The organism is Bradyrhizobium sp. AZCC 1577 (genome assembly GCF_036924575.1).
Lineage (GTDB): Bacteria > Pseudomonadota > Alphaproteobacteria > Rhizobiales > Xanthobacteraceae > Bradyrhizobium.
In genome coordinates this window covers 7641928-7662966 of record NZ_JAZHRQ010000001.1, presented here as the reverse complement: position 1 = coordinate 7662966, position 21039 = coordinate 7641928, and the positions used below count along the sequence as shown (strand labels likewise).

Here is a 21039-nt window from a genome sequence, read left to right as displayed (position 1 = left end):
TTGAAACGTTCTTAATTCGACGTAGTCTTTTATTGCCAGATCGGCGCCGAATTCAGCAAGTTAATTGCGCGAGAAGGCGTTAACGAAGGCGATCGAACCTTTTTGCAAATTAGACCGACAGCCATTCCGAGTTCTCAATTGTGCTGCAGGTCATATTGACTATGTGTCTGCTGTGCGCAAATGAAGCGCCAAATCGCCGATGATTTCGCTGATTTTTGGCACTTTGAGGCCCGAAGACCGAAACGTTCTACATCGAGACGTCAGGAAAAACGAAAACACATGAGCGCGTTCTATAGAGAGAAAGTCCTTTCTGTCCGCCACTGGACCGATACGCTTTTCAGCTTCCGGGCCACCCGCGATTCCGGTTTCCGCTTCCAGAACGGCCAGTTCGCGATGATCGGCCTCGAGGTCGAGGGCCGGCCGCTGCTGCGCGCCTACAGCATGGCGAGCGCCAATCACGAGGAAGAACTCGAGTTCTTCTCGATCAAGGTCGCGGACGGGCCGCTGACCTCGAAGCTGCAGAAGATCCGCGAGGGCGACGAGATTCTGGTCGGCCGCAAGGCGACCGGCACGCTGATCACCGACAATCTGATTCCGGGCAAGCGCCTGCTGCTGCTCTCGACCGGCACGGGCCTCGCGCCGTTCGCCAGCCTGATCAAGGACCCCGACGTCTATGAGCGGTTCGAGACCATCGTGCTCGTTCACGGCTGCCGTCAGGTCTCCGAACTTGCTTATGGTGAAGATCTGGTCGCCAAGCTGCGCGACGACGAACTGTTCGGGCCGCTGCTGTCGGAGAAGCTGTTGTACTATCCGACCGTGACTCGCGAGCCGTTCCGCAATCGCGGCCGCATCACCGACCTGATCTCATCCGAGCAGTTGTTCAACGACATCCACCAGCCGCCGCTCAATATCGAGACCGATCGCATCATGATGTGCGGGAGCCCGGCCATGCTGGAAGAACTGAAGCAGATGTTCGAGTCCGGCGGCTTCATCGAAGGCAGCGGCAACACGCCCGGCCATTTCGTGATCGAAAAAGCGTTCGTCGAGCGCTGAGACTTCTTGTCCCGGACGCGGTGCAGCGCTTCTTCGGCGGTGCGCCGCAGAGCCGGGACCCCGCCGCCATGGATGGACCCCGGACCAGCAGCGCACCACGCCGTAAGTGCGGCGCGTTGCGCAGCATCCGGGGAACGTTACCTCCAATCTCCCTCACTGCTAAAACCACTCTCGGACGTCGCGCGGCTCGTTGCCCGCGACGGTTGATAGAGCGTGCGTGCCGGTGCGCGATGAGGTTGTGCGGCAAGGACTGCACTCGTCTCCACGCCATTACGCTGCACTGCAAAAAGGCGACAGGTTCATTCGGACCGGGAGCATCCCGTTTATTTTTCAAGCTGCCGTCACTTCCGTGAAGGTCGCTCCGTATATCGTGTAGCGCCCGTTCCGGCGATTGGACTAAGCTGCCGTCCGGCAAGGATAATTTGGGTGAGGGGGTTCCATGGAAACGCTGCTGCTTCCGTTCTCGCCACGCTACATCGTGCTGACGATCTGCGCCGTCATCACGGCATTGCTGATCGGCATCGGGATCTTCGACAATAATCTGAAAGTGTGGGAGTTGCTGCTGCTGCCGATCGTGATCTTCGGCGCGTTTACATTGCTGGGCATTCGCGATCTCCTGCAGAAGAACCACGCGGTGTTGCGCAATTATCCGATCTCGGCGCACATTCGTTTTTTGCTCGAAGAAATTCGTCCGGAGATACGGCAGTACTTCTTCGAGAGCGAGAAGGACGGCAAGCCGTTTTCCCGCGACACCCGCGCTCTGGTGTATCAGCGTGCCAAGATGGAGCTCGACAAGCGGCCGTTCGGCACCCAGGAGGACGTCTATCGCGACGGCTATGAATGGATGCACCATTCGATGTTGCCGAAGGCTCGTGCCGTCGAGCAGTTTCGCGTCACCATCGGTGGTCCGGATTGCACCAAGCCGTACTCGGCCTCGGTCTTCAACATCTCGGCGATGAGTTTTGGGGCGCTCAGCCCCAACGCCGTGCGGGCGCTGAACGCTGGTGCGAAAAAGGGCAGCTTTGCGCATGACACCGGCGAGGGCGGCGTCAGTCCTTACCACCGCGAGCACGGCGGTGACATCATCTGGGAAATCGGCTCGGGCTATTTCGGCTGCCGCAACCGCGACGGCACATTCAACCCGGAAGAATTTGTCCGCGTCTCCAGCGACGATCAGATCAAGATGGTCGAACTCAAGATCAGCCAAGGAGCCAAGCCCGGACATGGCGGGGTCCTTCCGGCGGCCAAGGTCTCTGAAGAGATCTCCAAAATTCGCGGTATCCCCATGGGCGAGGATTGCATTTCGCCGGCCACGCACCGCGCGTTCTCGACGCCGCTGGAAATGATGGTTTTCATCGGCGAGATGCGGCGACTATCCGGCGGCAAGCCGGCCGGGTTCAAGCTGTGCGTCGGTCATCCCTGGGAATTCCTGGCGATCTGCAAGGCGATGCTGCAAACCGGGATATATCCTGATTTCATCGTGGTGGACGGCAATGAAGGCGGCACCGGTGCTGCGCCGCTGGAATTCATGGACCATTTGGGTATGCCGATGCGGGAAGGCGTCAATTTCGTCCATAATGCACTGATCGGCATCAATGCGCGTGACCGCGTCAAGATCGGTGCCGCCGGCAAGATCGCGACCGCATTCGACATGGCGCGTGCGATGGCGATCGGCGCCGACTGGTGCAATTCTGCGCGCGGGTTCATGTTCGCGCTCGGCTGCATCCAGTCGCTGAGCTGCCATACCGATCGATGCCCGACTGGCGTGAGCACCCAGGATCCGCTCCGCGCCCGCGCGCTGGTGGTGCCGCACAAGATTGAGCGGGTCTACAACTATCATCACGCCACCCTGCACGCCCTGTCCGAGCTTATCGCCGCGGCCGGCCTCGACCATCCGCGGCAATTGCGGCCGATCCACTTCTCGCAGCGATCCTCCACGAATGACACGTTGTCATTCGCGCAACTCTATCCGTCGCTGCGTCCGGGCGAGTTGATCGAAGGCACCCAGGATCCGCGCTTCCGCGATGCATGGGCGATGGCGCGCGCAGATTCGTTTCAGCCGGCGGGATAAAATCCTAACAGTTTCCCGGCTGCCGCCTGCCGCTTCAAAGGCGAATGCCGAATTTGGCGAGCATCCAGGCGGTGAGGAAGTAAAGAGCAATCGTCACCGCGCAGCCGGCGGCGAGGCTGGGCCAGAAGCCCACGCCCGCCCTGAGCAGCGCCGGCAACATCAGGAACAGCGGTAGCGACGGCAGCACGTACCAGAACGTCGATTCCGCCACACCGGCAATGCGCTCCGCATCGCCGGTGTCGTGCCAGAGCCACAGGAAGCTCAACAGCGAAAGCAGCGGCAACGACACGATGAGCGCAGCGAACGCCGGGCTGCGCTTGGCGATTTCCGACACCGCCGCGATGATAATGCCGGACAGGGCGCATTTGATCACGAAGTAAAGCATGGGGTGCCTCAAGGGGCACTAGAACTCTCCGTGCAGCCTGCCGGAGAACACATGGACCGGGCCGCGGTCGGCATTGTAGGCGGGATTGGTGATGAACTGGTAGTCGGCGGTGAGCGTGAAGTTCTTGTCGATGGCGTAGGCGTAGTAGGTCTCGAGGATTCGTTCGTTACTGTAGTTGAGACGACCGTCGCCGATCAGCAGGCCGAGACCGCCGGCCGCCAGGAAATCGCGGTGCGCGCTAGAGAGACCATTGATTGCGCCGCCCAAACCGAATGTATCGCTCGGGCGTCCCCAATAGCTGCCCTTGACTGACAGGCCTGCCGAGACGCTGCGGTCGATGTCGGTAAAGGACAGGATTTCGTTGCGGCCGTCGTTCCAGCTCGCGCGGGCGAACAGGCCGACATCATTCATGATCTGTTGTTCGGCGTTGACGTAGAAACCGTATTTCAGGTTTTCGCGCCGGATGCTGGGCATGATGTCGTTGATGTCGAGCGTCGGATCTGCGGCGCTGATCGCCAGCGCATTGCGGTAGTTGCCGGTATTGCCGCGATTGGCGAAGATGCCGAGCCGCAATTTGCCGGGCTGATCGAACACAGTGTGACGTTCTTCGAATTCGACAACAGCTCCGCCGGTCTTGAAGGTGAGGACATCGCTGTTGGGAGCAGAGGGCACCTGAAACACGCCCGCGCGCACGGCCCAGTCCTTGCGATTGAGTTCGACCACCGCGCCGCGGGTAAATCCGGGGAGATCGGCCGGAAAGTCATAGGCCGCGGACGCCCACATTGCCCAGTTCATGAAATCCACACGCGGGTCTTTTGCGTAGGAATTGCCGTCAAAAAAATCTCCGACGGCAAATCGCCCGACCGTCACCGTGATCCGGTCGATGTCGCGCTTGCCCGGCAACTGATTGGCCGCATCGGCCACTTCTTCCTGTTCGCCGCCCAGCCCGAACGTCTGCCGGAAGTAATAGCGCTGTGCGCGGAATCTCGGATATTCGGCGCCGCCTTTTTGCGCTTCGCCGTTTGAAAAACCTGCCAGGCCTAATGTGCCGCCGATTCCGAAGCCCTGCGCAAGCTCCGGACCAAAATAGAACTCTCCGCCGTCCCACAACCGCCAGCCGAGAAAGGCTCCGACCGTCCAGGTCTCTCTGACGCGTCCGGCGCCCGGTAGGCTGTTCGTACCTTGATACGGCGAGCGGAAGCTTGGATAGCCCTGCGGAAGGAATGTCGTCTGGGCGTGGACGTTCCAGTCCTTGGACGCGGGAGGGGTGGGTGGCCTGATGGCGTAATCGCTCGATGTCGCAGAACCCGGCCCGTCCCAGATCTTGTAGTTCAATCCGAGCTTGACCGTATGGACCTTCGGATCGACCCTGACGTCCGGCAGCGGCACGTCCGCAAGCCCATAGGCTCGGGCTCCCAGATCGATGTAGTCGTATTCGAGTTTTGCGCTCCATCTGGCGTCGGCGGCATACTCGACGCCAGCGCCTGCGGTCCAGCCGAGATGTGTATGCCCGCGCGTAGATAACACGCTTCCGTCGACATCATTGATGTCGACATGGGTCCGGGCCCAGGCGACGCCGCCGGTCACATAGGGCAACAGCGTTCCGAAGGCGTAACCGACGCGGCCCCGGGCCGTGGCAATATAGTCGAAGGTCGTGTTGAAGGGAGCCGGCGCAAGCCTCGGACGATCCAGCGTGCTCAGGAACGAAACATCCGCTTCGCCCCCCAACACCAGGTTGTTCGGGAGCTGAAAATTGTAGCCGGCCTGATAGCCGCCGATCAGGCCGGTGATGCTGTGGGGAAAAAACACGCCTTGCAGCGGCAGGGGATTGGTATCAGGGCCAAAGCTGCCGCCGCCATAACCGACATGGCCGCCGAGATAGAAGCCGCTCCAGTTGTAGACGGCGCTCAGCGCCGGTGCCTTCAACGGCATATCTGCAGCGGTGGCAACGCCGTCGAATGCGAGCAGGCTCAGGCCTACGCCTGCCAGCAGATACTCGCGGGATCGGCTGCGACGGGTCATCGTGTGGGTACTCTGGGCGCTAACGTTCCGGCGGTCGCTCTTATCACTGCAGATTTGCCGGCGCGCTACCACCAAAGAGATCGCCTGAAATCATCGGCCCAGCCCTCTTTTTGTGGATTAGCGGCTGTTCCCGGCCGAAGCCGGATCGAGCAGGAGCGCAATCCGCTTTGCGAGCTTTGTTGGGAACAATTCGCAATTGCAAGAAGCATTGAACTGCTTCGTCTAAATGACATCGTTACGTGACATGGCTGCAACATCGGCCGGTGCGCCGGGATTCAAAAAGGTGACCCGCCCGGGGGGACAACCGGGCGGGTCGGGTGCGGCACGGGGGTGGATGAGGCGCCCGTGCCGGACGCTGATCCACGAGAAGCGCCAGGGTCTGAAGTGGTTTGCCTGCAAGGAAATCGCTTCTCAAACAGCAACCAAGTCAGCCGCAGAAATCAGTAAGCGCAGGTCCGGACGCGGCCGATGTAGTTGCCGAAAGCGTCGAACTGGCGAACCCAGCCGCAGCGGCGATAGCCGTCATAGTAGTAATGGGGACCCGAAGCTGCGATGGCAGTGCCGACGATGGCTGCGCCAACGAGGCCGGCGCCGACACCCCAGTGCAGCGGCTTGGCCTGAGCCTGTGTGGAAGCCATGCCGCCGGTAACGGCAAGGGTAGCGAGAGCGAGAGCGGCGAACTTGGTCTTGATCGACATGGAAGTCTCCATCCTTGTGTTAGCGGCCATTGTGGTCCGCATGCCCAGTTGGACGGAGCACGTTGAAAGGCGGTTCGAGGCGGTGGCCGGAAATATGGTTTCGTCGTTTATTTCTTAGATATTTCAGATGGTTAGGAGAATAAATCGCGATTTTATGCTTCACGAAGAAACAATTCCGGATCGAATTTGTCGACGTCATCGAGCAGTTCGCAGAACGCCCGCGCGCCGTGATCGAGCAGTTGTTCGCCCTTCTCCGCAGTGGCTTTGGTGGCGTCGCCCACTGCGCCGCTTTCGTTAAGGTCCTGCGCCTGCCACGCGAAAGGGACTGGCCGATGCGCCGAGAGCCAACGAAATTTTTTCTCCATCGCGATGCTGGCGGGGCGAAAATCGGCGATCGCCTCGCTCCGCACCGTGTGCGGATAGCGCGCCAGCATGATCGAGGTCTCGACCGCGCCGCCGTGAATGCCGTGACGCAGCTCTTCCGCCGAAAACAATCCATCCGGCGTGCCGAAGCGCGACCAGCTCGTGGTCACCACGAGCAGCCCGTGATGGGCGCGCAGATCCTGCGCGACCAGCGACATCGCCGCGCTGTTGCCGCCATGGCTCGTCACGATCACAAGCTTGCGGATGCCGGCTTGCGCAACGCGCTCGCCGATCGCCATCCACTCCTTCAATGCGGCCTCGGTCGGCAGCGTCAGCGTGCCCGGAAAATCGATGTGCTCGGTGGAGATGCCGACCGGCTGCAGCGGCAGAAATGTGACGGGCAGCGCGACGGGCAACAGCTCGCGCACCCGCGCCAGATAGGCCTCGCCGATCAGGACATCGGTTTCCAGCGGCAGATGCGGGCCGTGCTGTTCGGTGGCTGCCAATGGCAGCACCGCGATCCAGCGCGCGGCGTCGGCCTTAGCGCCATTCTTGGCAATGTCGGACCAGCGGATGTCGGTCCAGTCGCGGGGCGGAAACGGTTGAGGCCATCGAGCGAAGCGTTTCTTTGGATGAATTTGCAGGGTAGTTTGTTAGATAGTCCGAGGATGGTCCGATCCCCGGACAAAACCTCCTGGGGACGTTGTCCTTAGTCTCTCATCATGGGCCAGAATGATCGACGGAGTCCAACCATGAACCCGGCCTTTTTGCTGCGAGCGTTAACCGCAGGTCTTCTGGCGTTGGCCGCAGGACCGACGCAAGCGCGTGCCGAAACCCTCGACAAGGTGTCGTTCGGAACCAACTGGGTCGCCGAGGCCGAGCATGGCGGCTTCTTCCAGGCGGTCGCCGACGGCACCTACAAGAAATACGGCCTTGACGTCACCATCGTTCCCGGCGGGCCCAACACCAACAACCGCATCCTGCTGACCGCCGGCAAGCTCGACTTCTTCATGAGCGCGAACACGCTGCAATCGTTCGACGCCGTTGCCAACAACGTGCCGCTGATTGCGGTCGCGGCGATCTTCCAGAAGGATCCGCAGGTATTCCTCACCCATCCGGAAACCAGGATTGCAAAACTCGAAGATCTCAAGCCGCTGACGCTGCTGGTGTCCAAGGAAGGTGTCGCGAGCTACTTCCAGTGGCTGAAGTCCGAATATGGGTTCAGCGAGAGCAAGGTAAAGCCCTACACCTTCAATCCGCAGCCTTTCATCGTGAACAAGCAGAGCGCGATGCAGGGTTACGTTACCTCCGAGCCCTACGCCGTCGAGAAGGCAGCCGGCTTCAAGCCTGGCGTGATCCTGCTCGCCGATCACGGCTTCAACGCCTATTCGACGCTGATCGAGACCCGCCGCGAGATCGTCGACAAGAAGCCGGACCTGGTGCAGCGCTTTGTCGATGCCTCCGTCATCGGCTGGTACACCTATCTCTACGGCGACAATTCCGCCGGCAACGCGATGATCAAGAAGATCAACCCCGAAATGACCGACGAGCTGCTCAGCTATTCCGTCGCCAAGATGAAGGAATACGGCATCGTCGATTCCGGCGATACGTTGCGCGACGGCATCGGCGCCATGAACGACGCGCGCGTGGCGAGCTTCTTCGACAAGATGGTGCGGGCCGGCGTGGTTCGCCGCGATATCGACTACCGCCAGGCCTACACGCTTCGCTTCGTCAACAAGGCCGTCGGTCTCGATCTGCGGCCGAAGAACTGACGCGAGATGGCCGGGCCCGCTTTGTCGGAGATGGATAGCGATGCGGCGGGCCTTGCCGTGCGTCTGCGCGCGGTGAGCAAGACCTATGACAATGGCGTGACCGCGCTGGGGCCGCTCGATCTTGATGTCGCAAAGGGCGACTTCGTCTCGCTGCTCGGGCCTTCCGGCTGCGGAAAATCCACCGCGCTGCGGCTGATCGCGGGGCTCGGTGCGCCGAGTGCGGGTACGGTGAGCGTTCCCCATCGCGCCAACAAGGCGGATGGGCGACATCCCATCGGTTTTGTGTTTCAGGAGCCCACGCTGATGCCGTGGGCGAGCGTGCGCGACAATGTTTGCCTGCCGCTGAAGCTTGCGCATGCGGCGCCGGCCGAAGCCGACCGGCGTATCGAGGGGGCGCTGGCGCAGGTTGGTCTTGCCGAATTCGCCGGTGCATACCCCCGCGAATTGTCGGGCGGCATGAAGATGCGGGTGTCATTGGCGCGGGCGCTGGTCACCGATCCGGACATTCTCCTGCTCGACGAGCCGTTCGCGGCGCTCGACGAGATCACGCGCTTTCGGCTCAACAACGATCTGCTGGCGCTGTGGCGGAAGCTGCACAAGACCGTCATTTTCGTCACCCACTCGGTATTCGAGTCGGTCTATCTGTCGCAGCGGGTGATCGTGATGACGGCGCGCCCGGGGCGCGTCCGTGCCGAGTTTCGCATCGCGACGCCGGAGCCGCGCGGCGAGGAGTTTCGCACCTCGGCCGACTATGCCGGCTATTGCCGCGAGGTCTCGAATGCACTGGCGCCTTCCTATTCCGGGCAGCGTAGCGCATGAGTTCCCTGCAGAACGTCGGCCGCATGCTGCTTCCCGTTGTCGTGCTCGCAGCGGGCCTGGCGTTGTGGGAATTCGTCGTCCGCGTCAACGATATCCAGCCCTACGTTCTGCCGAGCCCGACAACGGTTTTTCAGACGCTCGTCAGCGACTGGCCGGTGCTGTCGGAATCGCTGGGCGTCACCTTGCTCACCACGCTGGAAGGCTTCATCGCCGCAGCCGTCGGCGGCGTCGCGCTGGCGCTGGTGTTCAACCAATCGAAATGGCTGGAATATTCGCTGTTTCCCTATGCGGTGATCCTGCAGGTCACGCCGGTGATCGCAATTGCGCCGTTGTTGCTGATCTATCTGCCGCAGCAGACTGCGGTCATTGTCTGCGCCTGGATCGTCGGTTTCTTTCCGGTTCTGTCCAACACCACGCTCGGGCTGAATTCGGTGGACCGCAACCTGGCCGGGCTGTTTCAGCTCTATGGCGCGTCACGGCTTCAGACGTTGCGGTTCCTGAAGTTGCCGGCGGCGCTGCCGTTCATTCTCGGTGGCTTGCGGATCGCGGGCGGCCTGTCGCTGATCGGCGCCGTGGTCGCCGAAATCGCCGCGGGCACGGCAGGCGCCGGCTCCGGCCTTGCCTTCCGGATCGCCGAGTCCGGCTATCGCCTCAACATTCCCCGAATGTTCGCGGCGTTGTTGTTGCTGTCGGTGGCCGGGATTGTCATCTATGGGCTGCTGGCGCTAGTTTCGCATCTGGTACTACGGCGCTGGCATGAGAGCGCGCTTGGAAAGGAAAATTGATGGCTGCCGCGAATATTTCGTCCGAGAAGATCGATCTGTTGATCTACGGACCTGTCAGGCCGATCCTGGAAACCGGCTTTCCGGATCAGTACGTCCTGCATATGGCGGAGAGCCGCGCCGACCTCGAACGCTTGACGCCCGATGCGGTCGCAAAAATCCGCGGCATGGCGGTCACCTATCACATGGTGCCGGCCGACGCGAAGGCGCTGTCGCAATTCCCGAATCTTGAAATCGTCGCGAGCTTCGGCGTCGGCTACGACCACGTCGACTCGGCCTATGCGCGCGAGCACAATATCGTCGTCACCAACACGCCCGATGTGCTGACGGAAGAAGTCGCCGATGTCGCGATGGGGCTTCTGATCGCGACCTTGCGCGAATTCGTCAAGGCCGACCGGTATCTGCGCGCCGGCCAGTGGCAGACCCAGAACTATCCCTTGAGCGCCGGTTCGCTGCGCGACCGCAAGATCGGCATCGTCGGCATGGGTCGCATCGGCCAGGCGATCGGCCGCCGGCTGGAGGCCTCGCGCGTGCCGGTTTGCTATCATTCGCGCAATCCGTCGCCGGCCGTGTCCTACCAGCATTATCCCGATCTCCTGGAAATGGCGAAGGACGTGGACACGCTGGTCGTGATCGTGCCCGGCGGCGCCTCGACCGCCAAGATGATCAATGCCGAAGTGTTGCAGGCGCTGGGTCCGCGCGGCGTTTTGATCAACGTCGCGCGCGGCTCCGTCGTCGACGAGCCGGCGCTGGTCGCGGCGCTGAAATCCGGCACCATCCTCGCCGCCGGGCTCGATGTGTTCGCCAACGAGCCGAACGTGCCGGACGAGTTGATGGCCATGCAAAATGTCGTGCTATTGCCACATATCGGCTCAGCTTCGGTGGTAACGCGGAACGCCATGGATCAACTGGTCGTCGATAACCTGAAAAACTGGTTTGCTGGCAAGGCGCCGCTGACGCCTGTTCCGGAAACCCCAGTGAAGGGACGCTGATGGTGCTTGGGCGTTCGGGCATTACGGCAGCAGCGCTGACAGTGCTGCTCGCGCTTGCGCCGCAGGTGGCGGCGCAGGATGCCGCGGCGCTGAAGAAGGAAATGATCGGGCAGTGGGAACTTGCCACCACCGAGCGCAGCAAGACTTGCGTCATCACGATGAAGGGCGATGCGACGCCGCAAGGGCTCAAGCTCGAGCTTGAGCCCGGTTGCGCCAAGGCATTGCCGTTCACCAAGGACATTACGGCCTGGAACATCAAGGGGCTGGACATCGTGCGGCTGCAGGACGCGGCAGGCCAGCCGGTGATCGACTTCACCGAAGTGGAGAGCGGCATTTTCGAGGGCCTGCGGACCGGCGAGGGTGTCTACATCCTGCAGAACCTCGCTGCCGCCCGCTCGCTCGCCAAGTCGATGGACCAGATGATCGGTGACTGGTCGATGGTTCGCGGCAATGGGCAGACGGTCTGCGGCCTGACGCTGACCAACACCGAGGCGACCGGGGATAATTTCCAGGTGTTCCTGAAGCCGAAATGCGATCCGGCGGTTGCGGCCTTCGCGCCAAACCAATGGCGGCTGGAGCGCGGACAGATGATCCTGATGTCGGCCAAAGGCGAGACCTGGCAATTCGAGGCCGACGACAATGCGCAGTGGCGGAAGGTGCCCGATACCGCCGATCCCCTGATCATGATCCGGGGACAGTAGCCGGTATCCCCGGGGCCTGGATTTTTTTACAAGCGCATGTCGATCCGGCCGTGGCCGGATCGTCGTTCCCTGTAGCGAGACGGAATGGCCGGCCTGATGCCGCCAACTCGCAGCACAGGAGTTGTTCATGCGCTTCATGTCCATCGTTACCTCCCCGCAACCGATGAAGGCCCCGACGCCCGCCCTGATGGAAGCGATGGGCAAGCTTGCCGAACGCGAGATCAAGGCCGGCCGGATGATCGACATGGGCGGGCTGACCCCGTTGCAGCAGGGGGCGCGGGTCTCGATCGACGGCGGCAAGCTGCGAGTCACCGACGGCCCGTTCGTGGAGGCCAAGGAAGTGGTCGGTGGCTACGCCATCTTCGAGTTCCGCGACAAGGCGGAAGCGCTCGCCATGGCCCAGGAATTCATGCAGCTTCATCTCGACCACATGCCCGGCTGGGAAGGCACCTGCGAGCTGCGCGCCATGGCCGGCCACGGCCTGGAAACGACCTGCGGCGACGTCGAATCCCCCGCACACGCCTGATGGCGCGGCATAGCCGATCTGGTCGGCGGCGATGACGGCCGCCGACGTCAATCGCACCATCCTCGCGGTCTGGCGCATCGAACAGCCGCGCCTGATCACGGGTCTGTCGCGAATGCTGCGCGACGTGCCGCTGGCGGAGGATTTGACCCAGGAAGCCTTGGTCGCGGCGCTGGAGCATTGGCCCGCCAGCGGCGTGCCGGAGAAGCCCGGGGCGTGGCTGATGGCGCTGGCCAAGCGCCGTGCGCTGGATCATCTGCGCCGCCGCAGCATGCTCGCACGCAAGCATGAGATGCTGACGCGCGACCTCGAGCAGGAGCAACAGGCGATGCCGGATCTGGACGCCGCACTCGACGACGATATTGGTGACGAGTTGCTGCGGCTGATCTTCACCGCCTGCCATCCAAAACTGTCGCGCGAGGCGCGCGCGGCGCTGGCGCTCCGAATGATCTGCGGTCTGACCACGGAAGAGATCGCGCGCGCTTTCTTGCAGCCGGAAGCGACCATCGCCCAGCGCATCGTGCGGGCGAAGCGGACGCTGTCCGAATCCGGACTGGCCTACGAAACGCCACGCGGCGTGCAGCTTTCGGAACGGCTCGCCTCGGTGCTGGAGGTCGTCTATCTCATCTTCAACGAAGGCTATACGGCCGCCCGCGGCGACGAATGGCTACGGCCGCAGCTCTGCAACGACGCGCTGCGCATGGGCCGTGTGCTGACGCTGGTGGCGCCGCAGGAAGCTGAAGCCCACGGCCTGCTCGCGCTGATGGAGCTGAATGCTTCGCGCACCGCGGCGCGCACCGACGCAGCCGGCGATCCGATTCTTCTGATGGACCAGAACCGCGCGCTCTGGGACCGGCTGCAGATCCGGCGGGGATTGCTGGCGCTGGCACGAGCCTACGAGCTCGGCGGAGCGGGCGGATTCTATGCACTGCAGGCTGAGATCGTCGCCTGTCACGCCAGGGCCGTTACACCTGATGAAACAGAGTGGCCGCGTATCGCCGAACTCTACGCCAAACTGGGTGCGCTGGTGCGCTCGCCGATCATCGAGCTCAACCGGGCCGTGGCTATCGGCATGGCCGAAGGGCCGGCGGCTGCGCTTGCGATCGTGGACGGATTGGCCGGCGAGCCCGCGCTGAAGACCTATCACCTGTTCCCAAGCGTCCGCGGCGATCTGCTGCACAAACTCGGCCGCGTTGCAGAAGCCCGCGCTGCGTTCGAGCTCGCGTCAACACTTGCAACCAACAAGCGCGAACGCGAATTGTTGCGGCGGCGGGCCACTGAGACGAGCAGTGGCGCGCCGAAGCCGTTCTGACTTCAGATGAACCGGAATTGCGACCGCTCGCGCTTGGCGAGTTTCGGAATCGCCTGCCCGAGAATGATGTTCTTGAAGTGGTCGGTCTGCTGATGCTCGGCGAAGGCCGCTTCGCCTGCGAATACCTCGTAAAAGAAGAATTCTCGTGGCTTTGCGATGTTCTGGTGAATCTGGAATGCCTTCACGCCGGGCTCACGCTGTGCCTGCGGCAGAAAATCTTTCAGAAGCTCCGCGACGGTGGCTTCCTCACCCGAATTGACCTCCCAGAATGCGGTGACGATCAGGTCCTGGTTTGCGTTGTTGGTAGCAGCCATGATGTTCTCCTGTGAAACGTTCAGCACGTGCTCGTTGGAGCGGCGATGCGGATCACAATGGCTGATCTTGCGACAAGAATGCTTCGGCAAATGTCGAATAATGATGTCAATGTCGAAGCCGGAACCTGTTCGACGATGCGCGCGTTTCCCCGGAGATAATTTTGCCTGGAGCAGCCGCATGGCCAAAAAGACCGTGCTCGCCATCGGCATCGAGCCTTCCTTCGTCGACTTTAGCGCTTTCCCGGGGCTCACGGCCGAACTGATGACGAGTTATGTTGGAGCTCAGATCGAGCAGCTTCGCGCGATGGGCTATGAGGCCGATAGCTGCCTGATCGATCTCGGCGATACCGCCGAAGCCGTCGCCGCCGCGGCGCTGGGCGCAAAGCATTATGACTGCGTCATGATCGGCGCCGGGCTGCGCGAGCCGCGAGAGCGGCTGCACTTGTTCGAGCGGATCATCAATCTGGTTCATCTCGTCGCGCCGCAAACGCGCATCTGCTTTAACACCACACCGGCCGACACTGCCGAGGCGGTGCAACGATGGGTCGCGCCGTGAGCGCGCTTGCGCTCAAGTGGTGCGGAAGGCGCCGAGCAGGCTGCCGATGATCTTTTGCCCGCGGGCTCGGAGCCTTTTCGGATTCTCTGCCCCGGGCAGCAGCAGCGCCACTTCGCAGATCATCGCATCGACCATGCGGCTCAGGAGCTCGATATCCTCGAAATCGAGCTCGCCTTGGCGTTTCAGCGCGGCAAGCGTCGCGGTGAGCAGGGCCATCGGATGGGCTTCCTCGATCTCCCGGTAGCGCGCATTGCCGAGCACCGCCGGCGCTTCCTGGATGACGATGCGCGCATAGGCCGGTTCGAGGCAAGCGTCGAGATAGGCTTCGATGCCCTCGGTCAGGCGGTCCCATACCTTGCGCTCCATCTTCGCTCGCGCTTCGATCCTGGCCGCGGCCTCGATCTGCAGGGCCACGACCACGGCGTCGAACAGCGCCTTCTTGTCCTCGAAGTGGTGGTAGAAGGCGCCCCGCGTCACGCGCGCCGCGCGCGAGATCGCCTCGATTCCCGCCGCCTGATAGCCCTCGCTCGCGAAAATGTCCCGGCCGGCCGCCAGCAGTGCCTGCCTCGTGGCTTCCGTGTACTCCTCGCGGCGGGTTCGTTCGCGTCCAGCTTCCTGCATGCCCCCGACATACCACTTGACGCTTATGATCCTATTAACATATAACATACATATGGTATGTTAAAAACGTCTAGTATGAATTTAGGGCAAAAGTGAGCCTGCGGGAGCTATGGGAGGAGGGCATGAACAGCGATCGAATGTTCGAATTGGCGCAGGCCCTGGCGGAGGCAAAGAGCCGTCAGGACGTGCCGGCGGCGTTAAAGGTCCTCCACGACGACATGGTGCTGGAAAACCCGGCCTTCGGAACCACCGCCCGTGGCCTTGCCGAGAACGAGAAGGTGCTGAGCCGCTTCTTCGCTTCGTTCCCGGATTACAATGTCGTCCTGCAGGGCCGCGCCACCAATGACGATACGCTCGTTTGCTGGGGCCGCGTGCAGATGACACTGACCGGCGATCGCTTCGGCGTGCTGCCGAACGGCAGGCGCGCAGACCTCCCGGTATTCATCCGGTTTGCGTTCAAGGACGACCGGATCGTCCACGAGCGATTCTTCTTCGACCTTGCAGAACTCTGCGCGCAGTCCGGCGTCTCGACCGACGCGGTACGCCGCAGGATATTTGGCGAAGCCGGCGTCCGGCAGCTTGCCGCCGAATGACTTCCTCCCGCGAACCAGGACCCAGATGATGACAGTAGATCCACGCGTCAAACCGGTCGCCGCGATCAGGACAGCGCCATTGTTCGACATCGTCGTCGATCTCAATCCAAGGCTGAACATCGGCGATGGTCCGCTTGGCCGCCGCATCCTGTTCGGCGCGGCCGGCGGAAGCTTCGAAGGCCCAAAGCTGCGCGGCGAGGTGGTGCCCGGCGGCGGCGACTGGGCGCTGTTCCGCAGCGATGGCGCGATGTCGCTCGACGTCCGCCTGACGCTGCGCACGCATGACGGTGCGCTGGTGCACATGACCTATGGCGGACGCTGGATCACGCCGCCCGAATTGCGGTCAGAAATGGCTGATCCCGCGAAACGATCTCAGGTTGACCCGTCGCGCTATTACTTCCGCACCAACCCGCTGTTCGAAACCGGGGCGGAACAATATGCCTGGATGAACGACATCGTCTGCGTCGGGTCGGGATACCTGGTCGAGGGTGGCATCGCCTATCATGTTTCCCAGATCGTCTGACGCATGTGCCGTCACGCGGCCGGAAGCGACCCGCGCTGGCGGATGATCGTCCAGATCCAGGCTGCAGCGGTAAGCGCCACGGCGGCAGCAGGGGCCCAGGCTTGCGGTTCTCCCATCGTCCGCAGCGTTATGCCGCTCAGGAGACACCAGAGCACGGGGATCGGCAGCAGCCATGGCACAAGCCCGCCGCGGGCGAGGAGCAGAACGCCGAGCGTCGCGATTGCCGTCGGATCCGGCGCGATGCCAAAGACTTCGGACGAGGCCCAGCCGCGTACCTGTAACGGCGCAAGCAATGGCTGTCCGGCAATTCCGAAGGCAAGGAGGAGAAATCCTGTCCACGCGACCGGCCCGCGGTGGTCAAACGCAAGGCCATCGCACAAAGACAAGATGAGGAGCAGCCCACCTTCAACGGCGAAGGCCGGCGCGATATAGGCGGCAGCCCAGTTGATGCCCGAATAGTGATTCCACAGGAACGACCACCCGACGAAGATCCAGAGGATCGCCAGGATGAGTGTGATCCAACGTGCAAAGACTCCCCGCCGCCACGCGATGAGCAGGATGATGAGCAGGCCGGCGGCAAGCGTCACGACGTGCAGAGGCCAGAGCGCCGCATTGTGCGTTTCGAACATGCGCCAGTAGACGCGCGGCGAAAACAGCAGGAAATCCTCCGCGCGATAGGTCCACCACTCCGACATCAAATGGCCTGCACGTGAGCCGAGATGCGCTGCCGCGTGGCGAGGTCCGGCATCGGTCCGGCGGCGGCCGAGAGGTTTTCCCGCACGTGGTCGACGCGCGTGGTCGCGGGAATTGCGACGGTGACGGCCGGGTGAGACAGGATGAACTTCAGCATGAGCTGCGCCCAGCTCGACACCCCGAGTTCGGCCGCCCACTCCGGCAGCGGCCTGTTCCTGAGGCGATTGGTCAGCTCGCCCTGCCGGAACGGTCGGTTCACAATCACCGCAATCCCGCGCTCTGCCGCCAGCGGCAGCAGCCGTGCCTCCGCCTCGCGATCCACGACATTGTAGGAGAACTGCACGAAATCGATCGGCTCGTTTCGCATGATCTGTTCGACAAGATCATGACGGCGGCCTTCGGAGGTGGTGATTCCGACGTAACGCAGCGTACCGGCGGCTTTCATCTGGAGGAGCGTCTGCAGATGCGCCTTCCAGGCGAGCAGATTGTGAACCTGAACGAGGTCGAACTTCGGCACGCCCCAGAAGCGACGCGATTGCTCGATCTGGGCTGGACCTGCCGTCGCCGAGGACGTCCAGACCTTTTCGGCCGAGAAGAGCGCAGCCGGCCGCCCGAGCTTCTGGAGGCCGTAGCCGACCACCGGCTGCGACGACCCATACATGGGGGAGGAATCGATCATGCGACCGCCAGCCTCGAAGAAGGCGGCCATGACACCAGCGCATTCGTCCCTGAGCCCCGGATCGTTGCCGACGTTGAAGGTGATCCAGGTCCCCAGTCCGACGATCGGCATCTCCTCGCGGCTCGAGGGAATAGGACGGCGCGCGGGCTGGCCTTGCTGGGCACGCAGAGAGGTCGGCAAGAGCGCGGCAGCGGACGTTGCAAAGGATGTTTGCAGGAACGTTCGGCGTGTCGTGCGCATCCGATGCTCCATCATGGCGGCGGGCTGACCCAATATGCGTCTCGCGCGCCGTCCTCAGCTAAACAGCATTAGATGAGCTTCAGTCCCCTCAAACTTGCGTGACCGTTCCTGCCGACGAGACGCTTCGCATAAACAACGCCTCTGGCGCGACGGATCCTCATGAGCAAAAGGGCCGCCCCATTTGAGGCGGCCCTTTGTGTGGTTCGACCGTGTCATCGCGCTTTAGTCGCCGGATCAATCGTACAGCATCCTGGTTCGCGCCTCGTTGCGGGCCAATCCGTCGATTTCCGCAAGCGCCAGCGCGCCCCTCAGTTCCTCAAGCCAGTCCAGAAATTTGTCGACCAGGTGCTCCGGGCTCATCGAAAGAGCCGCGCCTCTCATCCGCTCTGCTAGCTGATTCATCATCGATCCCCTCTCAATCGAGAATGAGCTATCCCCTCTCATCCGATGAACAACTCTCTCACGCATTCGCCAAAGCGCGAAGCGGAGAGTTAATAAATGGTAAATGCAGGCGACTAGCTAGATCAGCAGCCCTGAGACGGCAGGCCGCGCCGATGGCTCAGAACGATCCCGCCACCGAGCCGAGCGCGATAACGGCAACGAGGGCGATGAGTGCGCCGACGATGCCGACCACGACGATGTCGCGATAGCTGTCCCGGTGCGTCGATCCGCAGACGGCGAGCAGCGTGACGACCGCGCCGTTATGCGGCAGGCTGTCGAGCGTACCCGAACTGATCACCGCCACGCGATGCAGCAGCGCGGGATCGAGACCGATCTCCGCCGCGCGCGCCATATACGTCGCCCCGAGTGCGTCGAGCGCAATGGTCAGCCCGCCCGATGCCGACCCCGTGAGCGCGGCGAGCACGTTGGTCGCCACCGCGAGCGAGACCAGCGGTCCGCCGCCGATCCCGAGCACGGTGTCGCGTACGACATCAAAGGCGGGCATCGCCGCCACCACGGCGCCGAAGCCGACCAGGCTCGCAACGCTCAGGGCCGGCAGTACGGCGGCGTTGGCGCCGGCGTCCATGGTTGCACGCAGGGCCGGCAATCGCCGATGGCTGACGGCGAGGACCGTCACGATCGCACAGGCCAGGGCTGTGATGACAGCCCATACGCCGCCGACGGCCGCGAGCGACGTTGCGCCCCAGCGAGCTTCGGCGAGAAAGCGGGTGTCCAGTGCCGGCAGGATGAGCAGCGACATCGCGAGATTGACGATAATCACCACAACGAGCGGCAGTGCGGCGAGTACAACCGACGGCGGAACGTCGGTCATCGCACCGTGTACGATCTCCGCCGGATCGAACTCCCGCGCGGTGGTGGCGCGTTCGCGCAGCTTTTCGTCGGTGGCGAGGCGGGCGGAAGGCATCGGCACGCCGTCGCCGAAGCCTTCGCCGTTTCTTTTTGAGTTGGCCACGTCGCGGTTGAGCCACCACAGGCCGAAGCCGAGCATGATCAACGATGCCAGAATGCCAAGGCCGGGCGCGGCGAATGGCGTGGTGCCGAAGAACGGCATCGGGATCGCGTTCTGGATCGATGGCGTACCGGGCAGCGCCGACATGGTGAAGGTGGAGGTGCCGAGCACGATCGCCGCCGGCATCAGCCGCCGCGGGATGCCGGCGTTGCGAAACAGCTCGTGCGCCATCGGTGCGAGCACGAAGAAGGCAACAAACAGACTGACGCCGCCATATGTGACGAGCGCTCCGGCGAGCACCACCGCGAGCACAGCCCGCCGCGTGCCCAGCCGCTGCGTCATGAAGCTCGCGATCGCGGCGACCGAGCCGCTGTCTTCCATCAGTTTGCCGAACAGGGCGCCGAGCAGGAACAGCGGAAAGAACTGGGCCAGAAAGCCTGCTGCGCTGACCATGAAGGTCTGGGTCCAGTGGGCCAGCAGCGGCTCGCGGGAAAACAGCGCGGCAACCAGCGCGGCAAGCGGCGCGAGTAGCAGCACGCTCCAGCCCCGATAGGCGAACGAGATTAGCAGGCCGAGGCCGATCAGGATGCCGAGAAGTCCCACCAGGGTCATCGCCCTCAGCACTCCAAAAGCAGTGCATCGATATCGGCGGTGGAGCGCCGGCCGAGATCGTCAGCATGCGACTTGAGGAATGCGTCGGCGCTCCTGCGCCCCTCTTCCTTGAGCAGCGAAACGAACTCCCATTCAGCGTTGAGTTTAGACGACGCGCCGAATTCCGTGAGTGCGTCGGTCATGATCCGGTGCGTGCGCATTCCGGCCCAGCGCGCGCCCTCGCCGTGTCCGGGGTCCGCCACCTGGCGCAGCAGCGCGATCATGCGCAATTCCTTCATGAGCGGCGAGTTGAAGGAGATTTCGTTGAGGCGGTTGAGAATTTCGTTCGCCGTACGCGGCGGTTTCGGCCGTTCGCGCGGATTGATCTGCACCAGGATGGTGTCGTGAGCGTCGCTTTCACGCACCAGCGGCGTGAGGGTCGGATTGCCGGCATAGCCGCCATCCCAATAGGGTTCGCCGTCGACCTCGATCGCCTGAAACATGGTCGGTAGACAAGCCGAGGCAAGCAGGACGTCGGCCGTGATCTCCGCATTGCGGAAGATTCGGCCGCGGCCGGTGCGCACATTGGTCGCGGTGACGAACAGCCTGATGGATGCCCGGGCCAGTCGCTCGAAATCGATGCTTTCGGCGAGGATGGCACGCAGCGGGTTGAGGCCGAGCGGATTGAGATCATAAGGCGAAAGCACACGTGCCATCAGGTCCATGGCGACATAGGCGGGTGACGTGTCGAGCGTCCAGCGGCCCATCAGTCGGTCGAGCGGCGAGCGCTGCAGCGGGCTGAACGCGGCAGCGCGCGACACACCGCGCCAAAAGGCCGCGAGCGCCGCCCGCGCGCCATCGGCACCGCCTTGCGTCCACCCGTCGGCCACCAGGGCTGCATTCATTGCGCCCGCCGACGTGCCGGAGATTGCCTCGATTCGCAGCCACGGCTCCTCGATCAGCCGGTCCAGCACGCCCCAGGTGAAGGCGCCGTGGGAGCCTCCGCCCTGCAAAGCAAGGTCCACCAGGACGGGTTCGCGCGCTGTTTCGTCCATCGTCACCCTCGTTGATCGGAGATGAAACGACACTCAATTCAGGACGCTCCGATACTTCCTCTCGACCTTTCGTAAGATCGGCGCAGTAGTGCGAACAGACTGCCGCCCGTCGCCGCGCCCAGCAGGTAGGCGAAGGCGATCAGCACAGCGAGCGGCACTCGGGCATGCAGGCCGAGGAAGGACATGGTGACGATCTCGAAGTTCTGCAGCACGAAGATGATCGTTGCCGCGACGAACAGAATGATGACGGCAAGGTAGATCCAGCGCATG

At 62.8% G+C, this 21039-nt stretch carries 24 protein-coding genes; 12 read left to right on the top strand and 12 right to left on the bottom strand.

The window, feature by feature from the left end:
* The first annotated feature begins 279 nt into the window (after nt 1–279).
* Together V1278_RS36415 and V1278_RS36410 are read left to right on the top strand one after the other, a co-directional pair.
* The gene (locus V1278_RS36415; protein ID WP_057841999.1) at nt 280–1053 is read left to right on the top strand and encodes a ferredoxin--NADP reductase; all 774 of its coding nucleotides are present in this window, start codon (nt 280–282) and stop codon (nt 1051–1053) included.
* Between the two features lie 439 nt (nt 1054–1492).
* Nucleotides 1493–3124 carry an FMN-binding glutamate synthase family protein gene (locus V1278_RS36410; protein WP_334384009.1) on the top strand — a complete coding sequence of 544 codons (1632 nt, stop codon included), beginning with the start codon at nt 1493–1495 and terminating at the stop codon, nt 3122–3124.
* Nucleotides 3125–3158: 34 nt separating this feature from the next.
* Here the strand turns inward: V1278_RS36410 and V1278_RS36405 are convergent, their stop codons facing one another.
* From V1278_RS36405 to V1278_RS36390, 4 genes are all read right to left on the bottom strand, one after another.
* Complete coding sequence (locus V1278_RS36405; RefSeq protein ID WP_334366177.1) at nt 3159–3509, bottom strand: DUF3147 family protein; 351 nt, start codon at nt 3507–3509, stop codon at nt 3159–3161.
* Nucleotides 3510–3527: 18 nt separating this feature from the next.
* Nucleotides 3528–5531, bottom strand: coding sequence for a carbohydrate porin (locus tag V1278_RS36400; RefSeq protein ID WP_334384008.1), 2004 nt, complete (start codon nt 5529–5531; stop codon nt 3528–3530).
* A 440-nt stretch (nt 5532–5971) separates the two neighbouring features.
* Nucleotides 5972–6229, bottom strand: coding sequence for a hypothetical protein (locus V1278_RS36395; RefSeq protein WP_028351026.1), 258 nt, complete (start codon nt 6227–6229; stop codon nt 5972–5974).
* A gap of 152 nt (nt 6230–6381) precedes the next feature.
* Nucleotides 6382–7230, bottom strand: a complete 849-nt coding sequence (locus tag V1278_RS36390) for a creatininase family protein (RefSeq protein WP_442894656.1) — start codon at nt 7228–7230, stop codon at nt 6382–6384.
* 114 nt (nt 7231–7344) lie between these two features.
* On the opposite strand from V1278_RS36390, the gene V1278_RS36385 reads away from it, so the two are divergent.
* The 7 genes from V1278_RS36385 to V1278_RS36355 all read left to right on the top strand — a co-directional run bounded on the left by V1278_RS36385 (nt 7345) and on the right by V1278_RS36355 (nt 13493).
* Nucleotides 7345–8364 carry an ABC transporter substrate-binding protein gene (locus V1278_RS36385; RefSeq protein ID WP_334384007.1) on the top strand — a complete coding sequence of 340 codons (1020 nt, stop codon included), beginning with the start codon at nt 7345–7347 and terminating at the stop codon, nt 8362–8364.
* Nucleotides 8365–8370: 6 nt separating this feature from the next.
* A complete protein-coding gene (locus V1278_RS36380) occupies nt 8371–9183 on the top strand; it encodes an ABC transporter ATP-binding protein (RefSeq protein ID WP_334384006.1) in 813 nt (270 codons plus the stop codon).
* Nucleotides 9180–9968, top strand: a complete 789-nt coding sequence (locus V1278_RS36375) for an ABC transporter permease (protein WP_334384005.1) — start codon at nt 9180–9182, stop codon at nt 9966–9968. The genes V1278_RS36380 and V1278_RS36375 overlap by 4 nt, the downstream gene beginning before the upstream one ends.
* Complete coding sequence (locus V1278_RS36370) at nt 9968–10957, top strand: 2-hydroxyacid dehydrogenase (protein WP_334384004.1); 990 nt, start codon at nt 9968–9970, stop codon at nt 10955–10957. The genes V1278_RS36375 and V1278_RS36370 overlap by 1 nt, the downstream gene beginning before the upstream one ends.
* A complete protein-coding gene (locus V1278_RS36365; protein WP_334384003.1) occupies nt 10957–11658 on the top strand; it encodes an AprI/Inh family metalloprotease inhibitor in 702 nt (233 codons plus the stop codon). Before V1278_RS36370 ends, V1278_RS36365 begins: the two co-directional genes overlap by 1 nt.
* Nucleotides 11659–11785: 127 nt before the next feature.
* Complete coding sequence (locus V1278_RS36360; RefSeq protein ID WP_057842092.1) at nt 11786–12184, top strand: YciI family protein; 399 nt, start codon at nt 11786–11788, stop codon at nt 12182–12184.
* Nucleotides 12185–12215: 31 nt separating this feature from the next.
* Nucleotides 12216–13493: an RNA polymerase sigma factor gene (locus V1278_RS36355; RefSeq protein ID WP_334384002.1), complete on the top strand. Its 1278-nt coding sequence runs from the start codon at nt 12216–12218 to the stop codon at nt 13491–13493.
* 2 nt (nt 13494–13495) lie between these two features.
* Here V1278_RS36355 and V1278_RS36350 read toward each other — a convergent pair whose 3' ends face one another.
* Nucleotides 13496–13807, bottom strand: coding sequence for a putative quinol monooxygenase (locus tag V1278_RS36350; protein ID WP_334384001.1), 312 nt, complete (start codon nt 13805–13807; stop codon nt 13496–13498).
* A 178-nt stretch (nt 13808–13985) separates the two neighbouring features.
* On the opposite strand from V1278_RS36350, the gene V1278_RS36345 reads away from it, so the two are divergent.
* Nucleotides 13986–14363, top strand: a complete 378-nt coding sequence (locus V1278_RS36345) for a hypothetical protein (protein WP_334384000.1) — start codon at nt 13986–13988, stop codon at nt 14361–14363.
* Between the two features lie 12 nt (nt 14364–14375).
* On the opposite strand, the gene V1278_RS36340 is transcribed toward V1278_RS36345, so the two are convergent.
* Complete coding sequence (locus V1278_RS36340) at nt 14376–14984, bottom strand: TetR/AcrR family transcriptional regulator (RefSeq protein ID WP_334366188.1); 609 nt, start codon at nt 14982–14984, stop codon at nt 14376–14378.
* 122 nt (nt 14985–15106) lie between these two features.
* Here V1278_RS36340 and V1278_RS36335 point away from each other — a divergent pair, with 122 nt between their 5' ends.
* Both V1278_RS36335 and V1278_RS36330 read left to right on the top strand, forming a co-directional pair.
* Nucleotides 15107–15577, top strand: a complete 471-nt coding sequence (locus V1278_RS36335; protein WP_334383999.1) for an ester cyclase — start codon at nt 15107–15109, stop codon at nt 15575–15577.
* A 28-nt stretch (nt 15578–15605) separates the two neighbouring features.
* Entirely contained in the window at nt 15606–16100 is a 495-nt protein-coding gene (locus V1278_RS36330) for a DUF3237 domain-containing protein (RefSeq protein WP_334383998.1), read from the top strand.
* Nucleotides 16101–16111: 11 nt separating this feature from the next.
* Here V1278_RS36330 and V1278_RS36325 read toward each other — a convergent pair whose 3' ends face one another.
* From V1278_RS36325 to V1278_RS36300, 6 genes are all read right to left on the bottom strand, one after another.
* Nucleotides 16112–16795: a DUF6064 family protein gene (locus V1278_RS36325; RefSeq protein WP_334383997.1), complete on the bottom strand. Its 684-nt coding sequence runs from the start codon at nt 16793–16795 to the stop codon at nt 16112–16114.
* Nucleotides 16795–17712: an aldo/keto reductase gene (locus tag V1278_RS36320; protein ID WP_334383996.1), complete on the bottom strand. Its 918-nt coding sequence runs from the start codon at nt 17710–17712 to the stop codon at nt 16795–16797. Before V1278_RS36320 ends, V1278_RS36325 begins: the two co-directional genes overlap by 1 nt.
* A gap of 234 nt (nt 17713–17946) precedes the next feature.
* Nucleotides 17947–18114 (bottom strand): hypothetical protein, encoded by a 168-nt coding sequence (locus V1278_RS36315; protein WP_334366195.1) that lies wholly within the window; start codon nt 18112–18114, stop codon nt 17947–17949.
* A gap of 157 nt (nt 18115–18271) precedes the next feature.
* Nucleotides 18272–19726: a GntP family permease gene (locus V1278_RS36310; RefSeq protein WP_334369114.1), complete on the bottom strand. Its 1455-nt coding sequence runs from the start codon at nt 19724–19726 to the stop codon at nt 18272–18274.
* A gap of 14 nt (nt 19727–19740) precedes the next feature.
* On the bottom strand, nt 19741–20769 hold the full coding sequence (locus V1278_RS36305; protein ID WP_334383995.1) for a patatin-like phospholipase family protein: 1029 nt from the start codon (nt 20767–20769) through the stop codon (nt 19741–19743).
* Nucleotides 20770–20807: 38 nt separating this feature from the next.
* Entirely contained in the window at nt 20808–21038 is a 231-nt protein-coding gene (locus tag V1278_RS36300) for a hypothetical protein (protein WP_334383994.1), read from the bottom strand.
* Nucleotide 21039 lies beyond the last annotated feature (1 nt).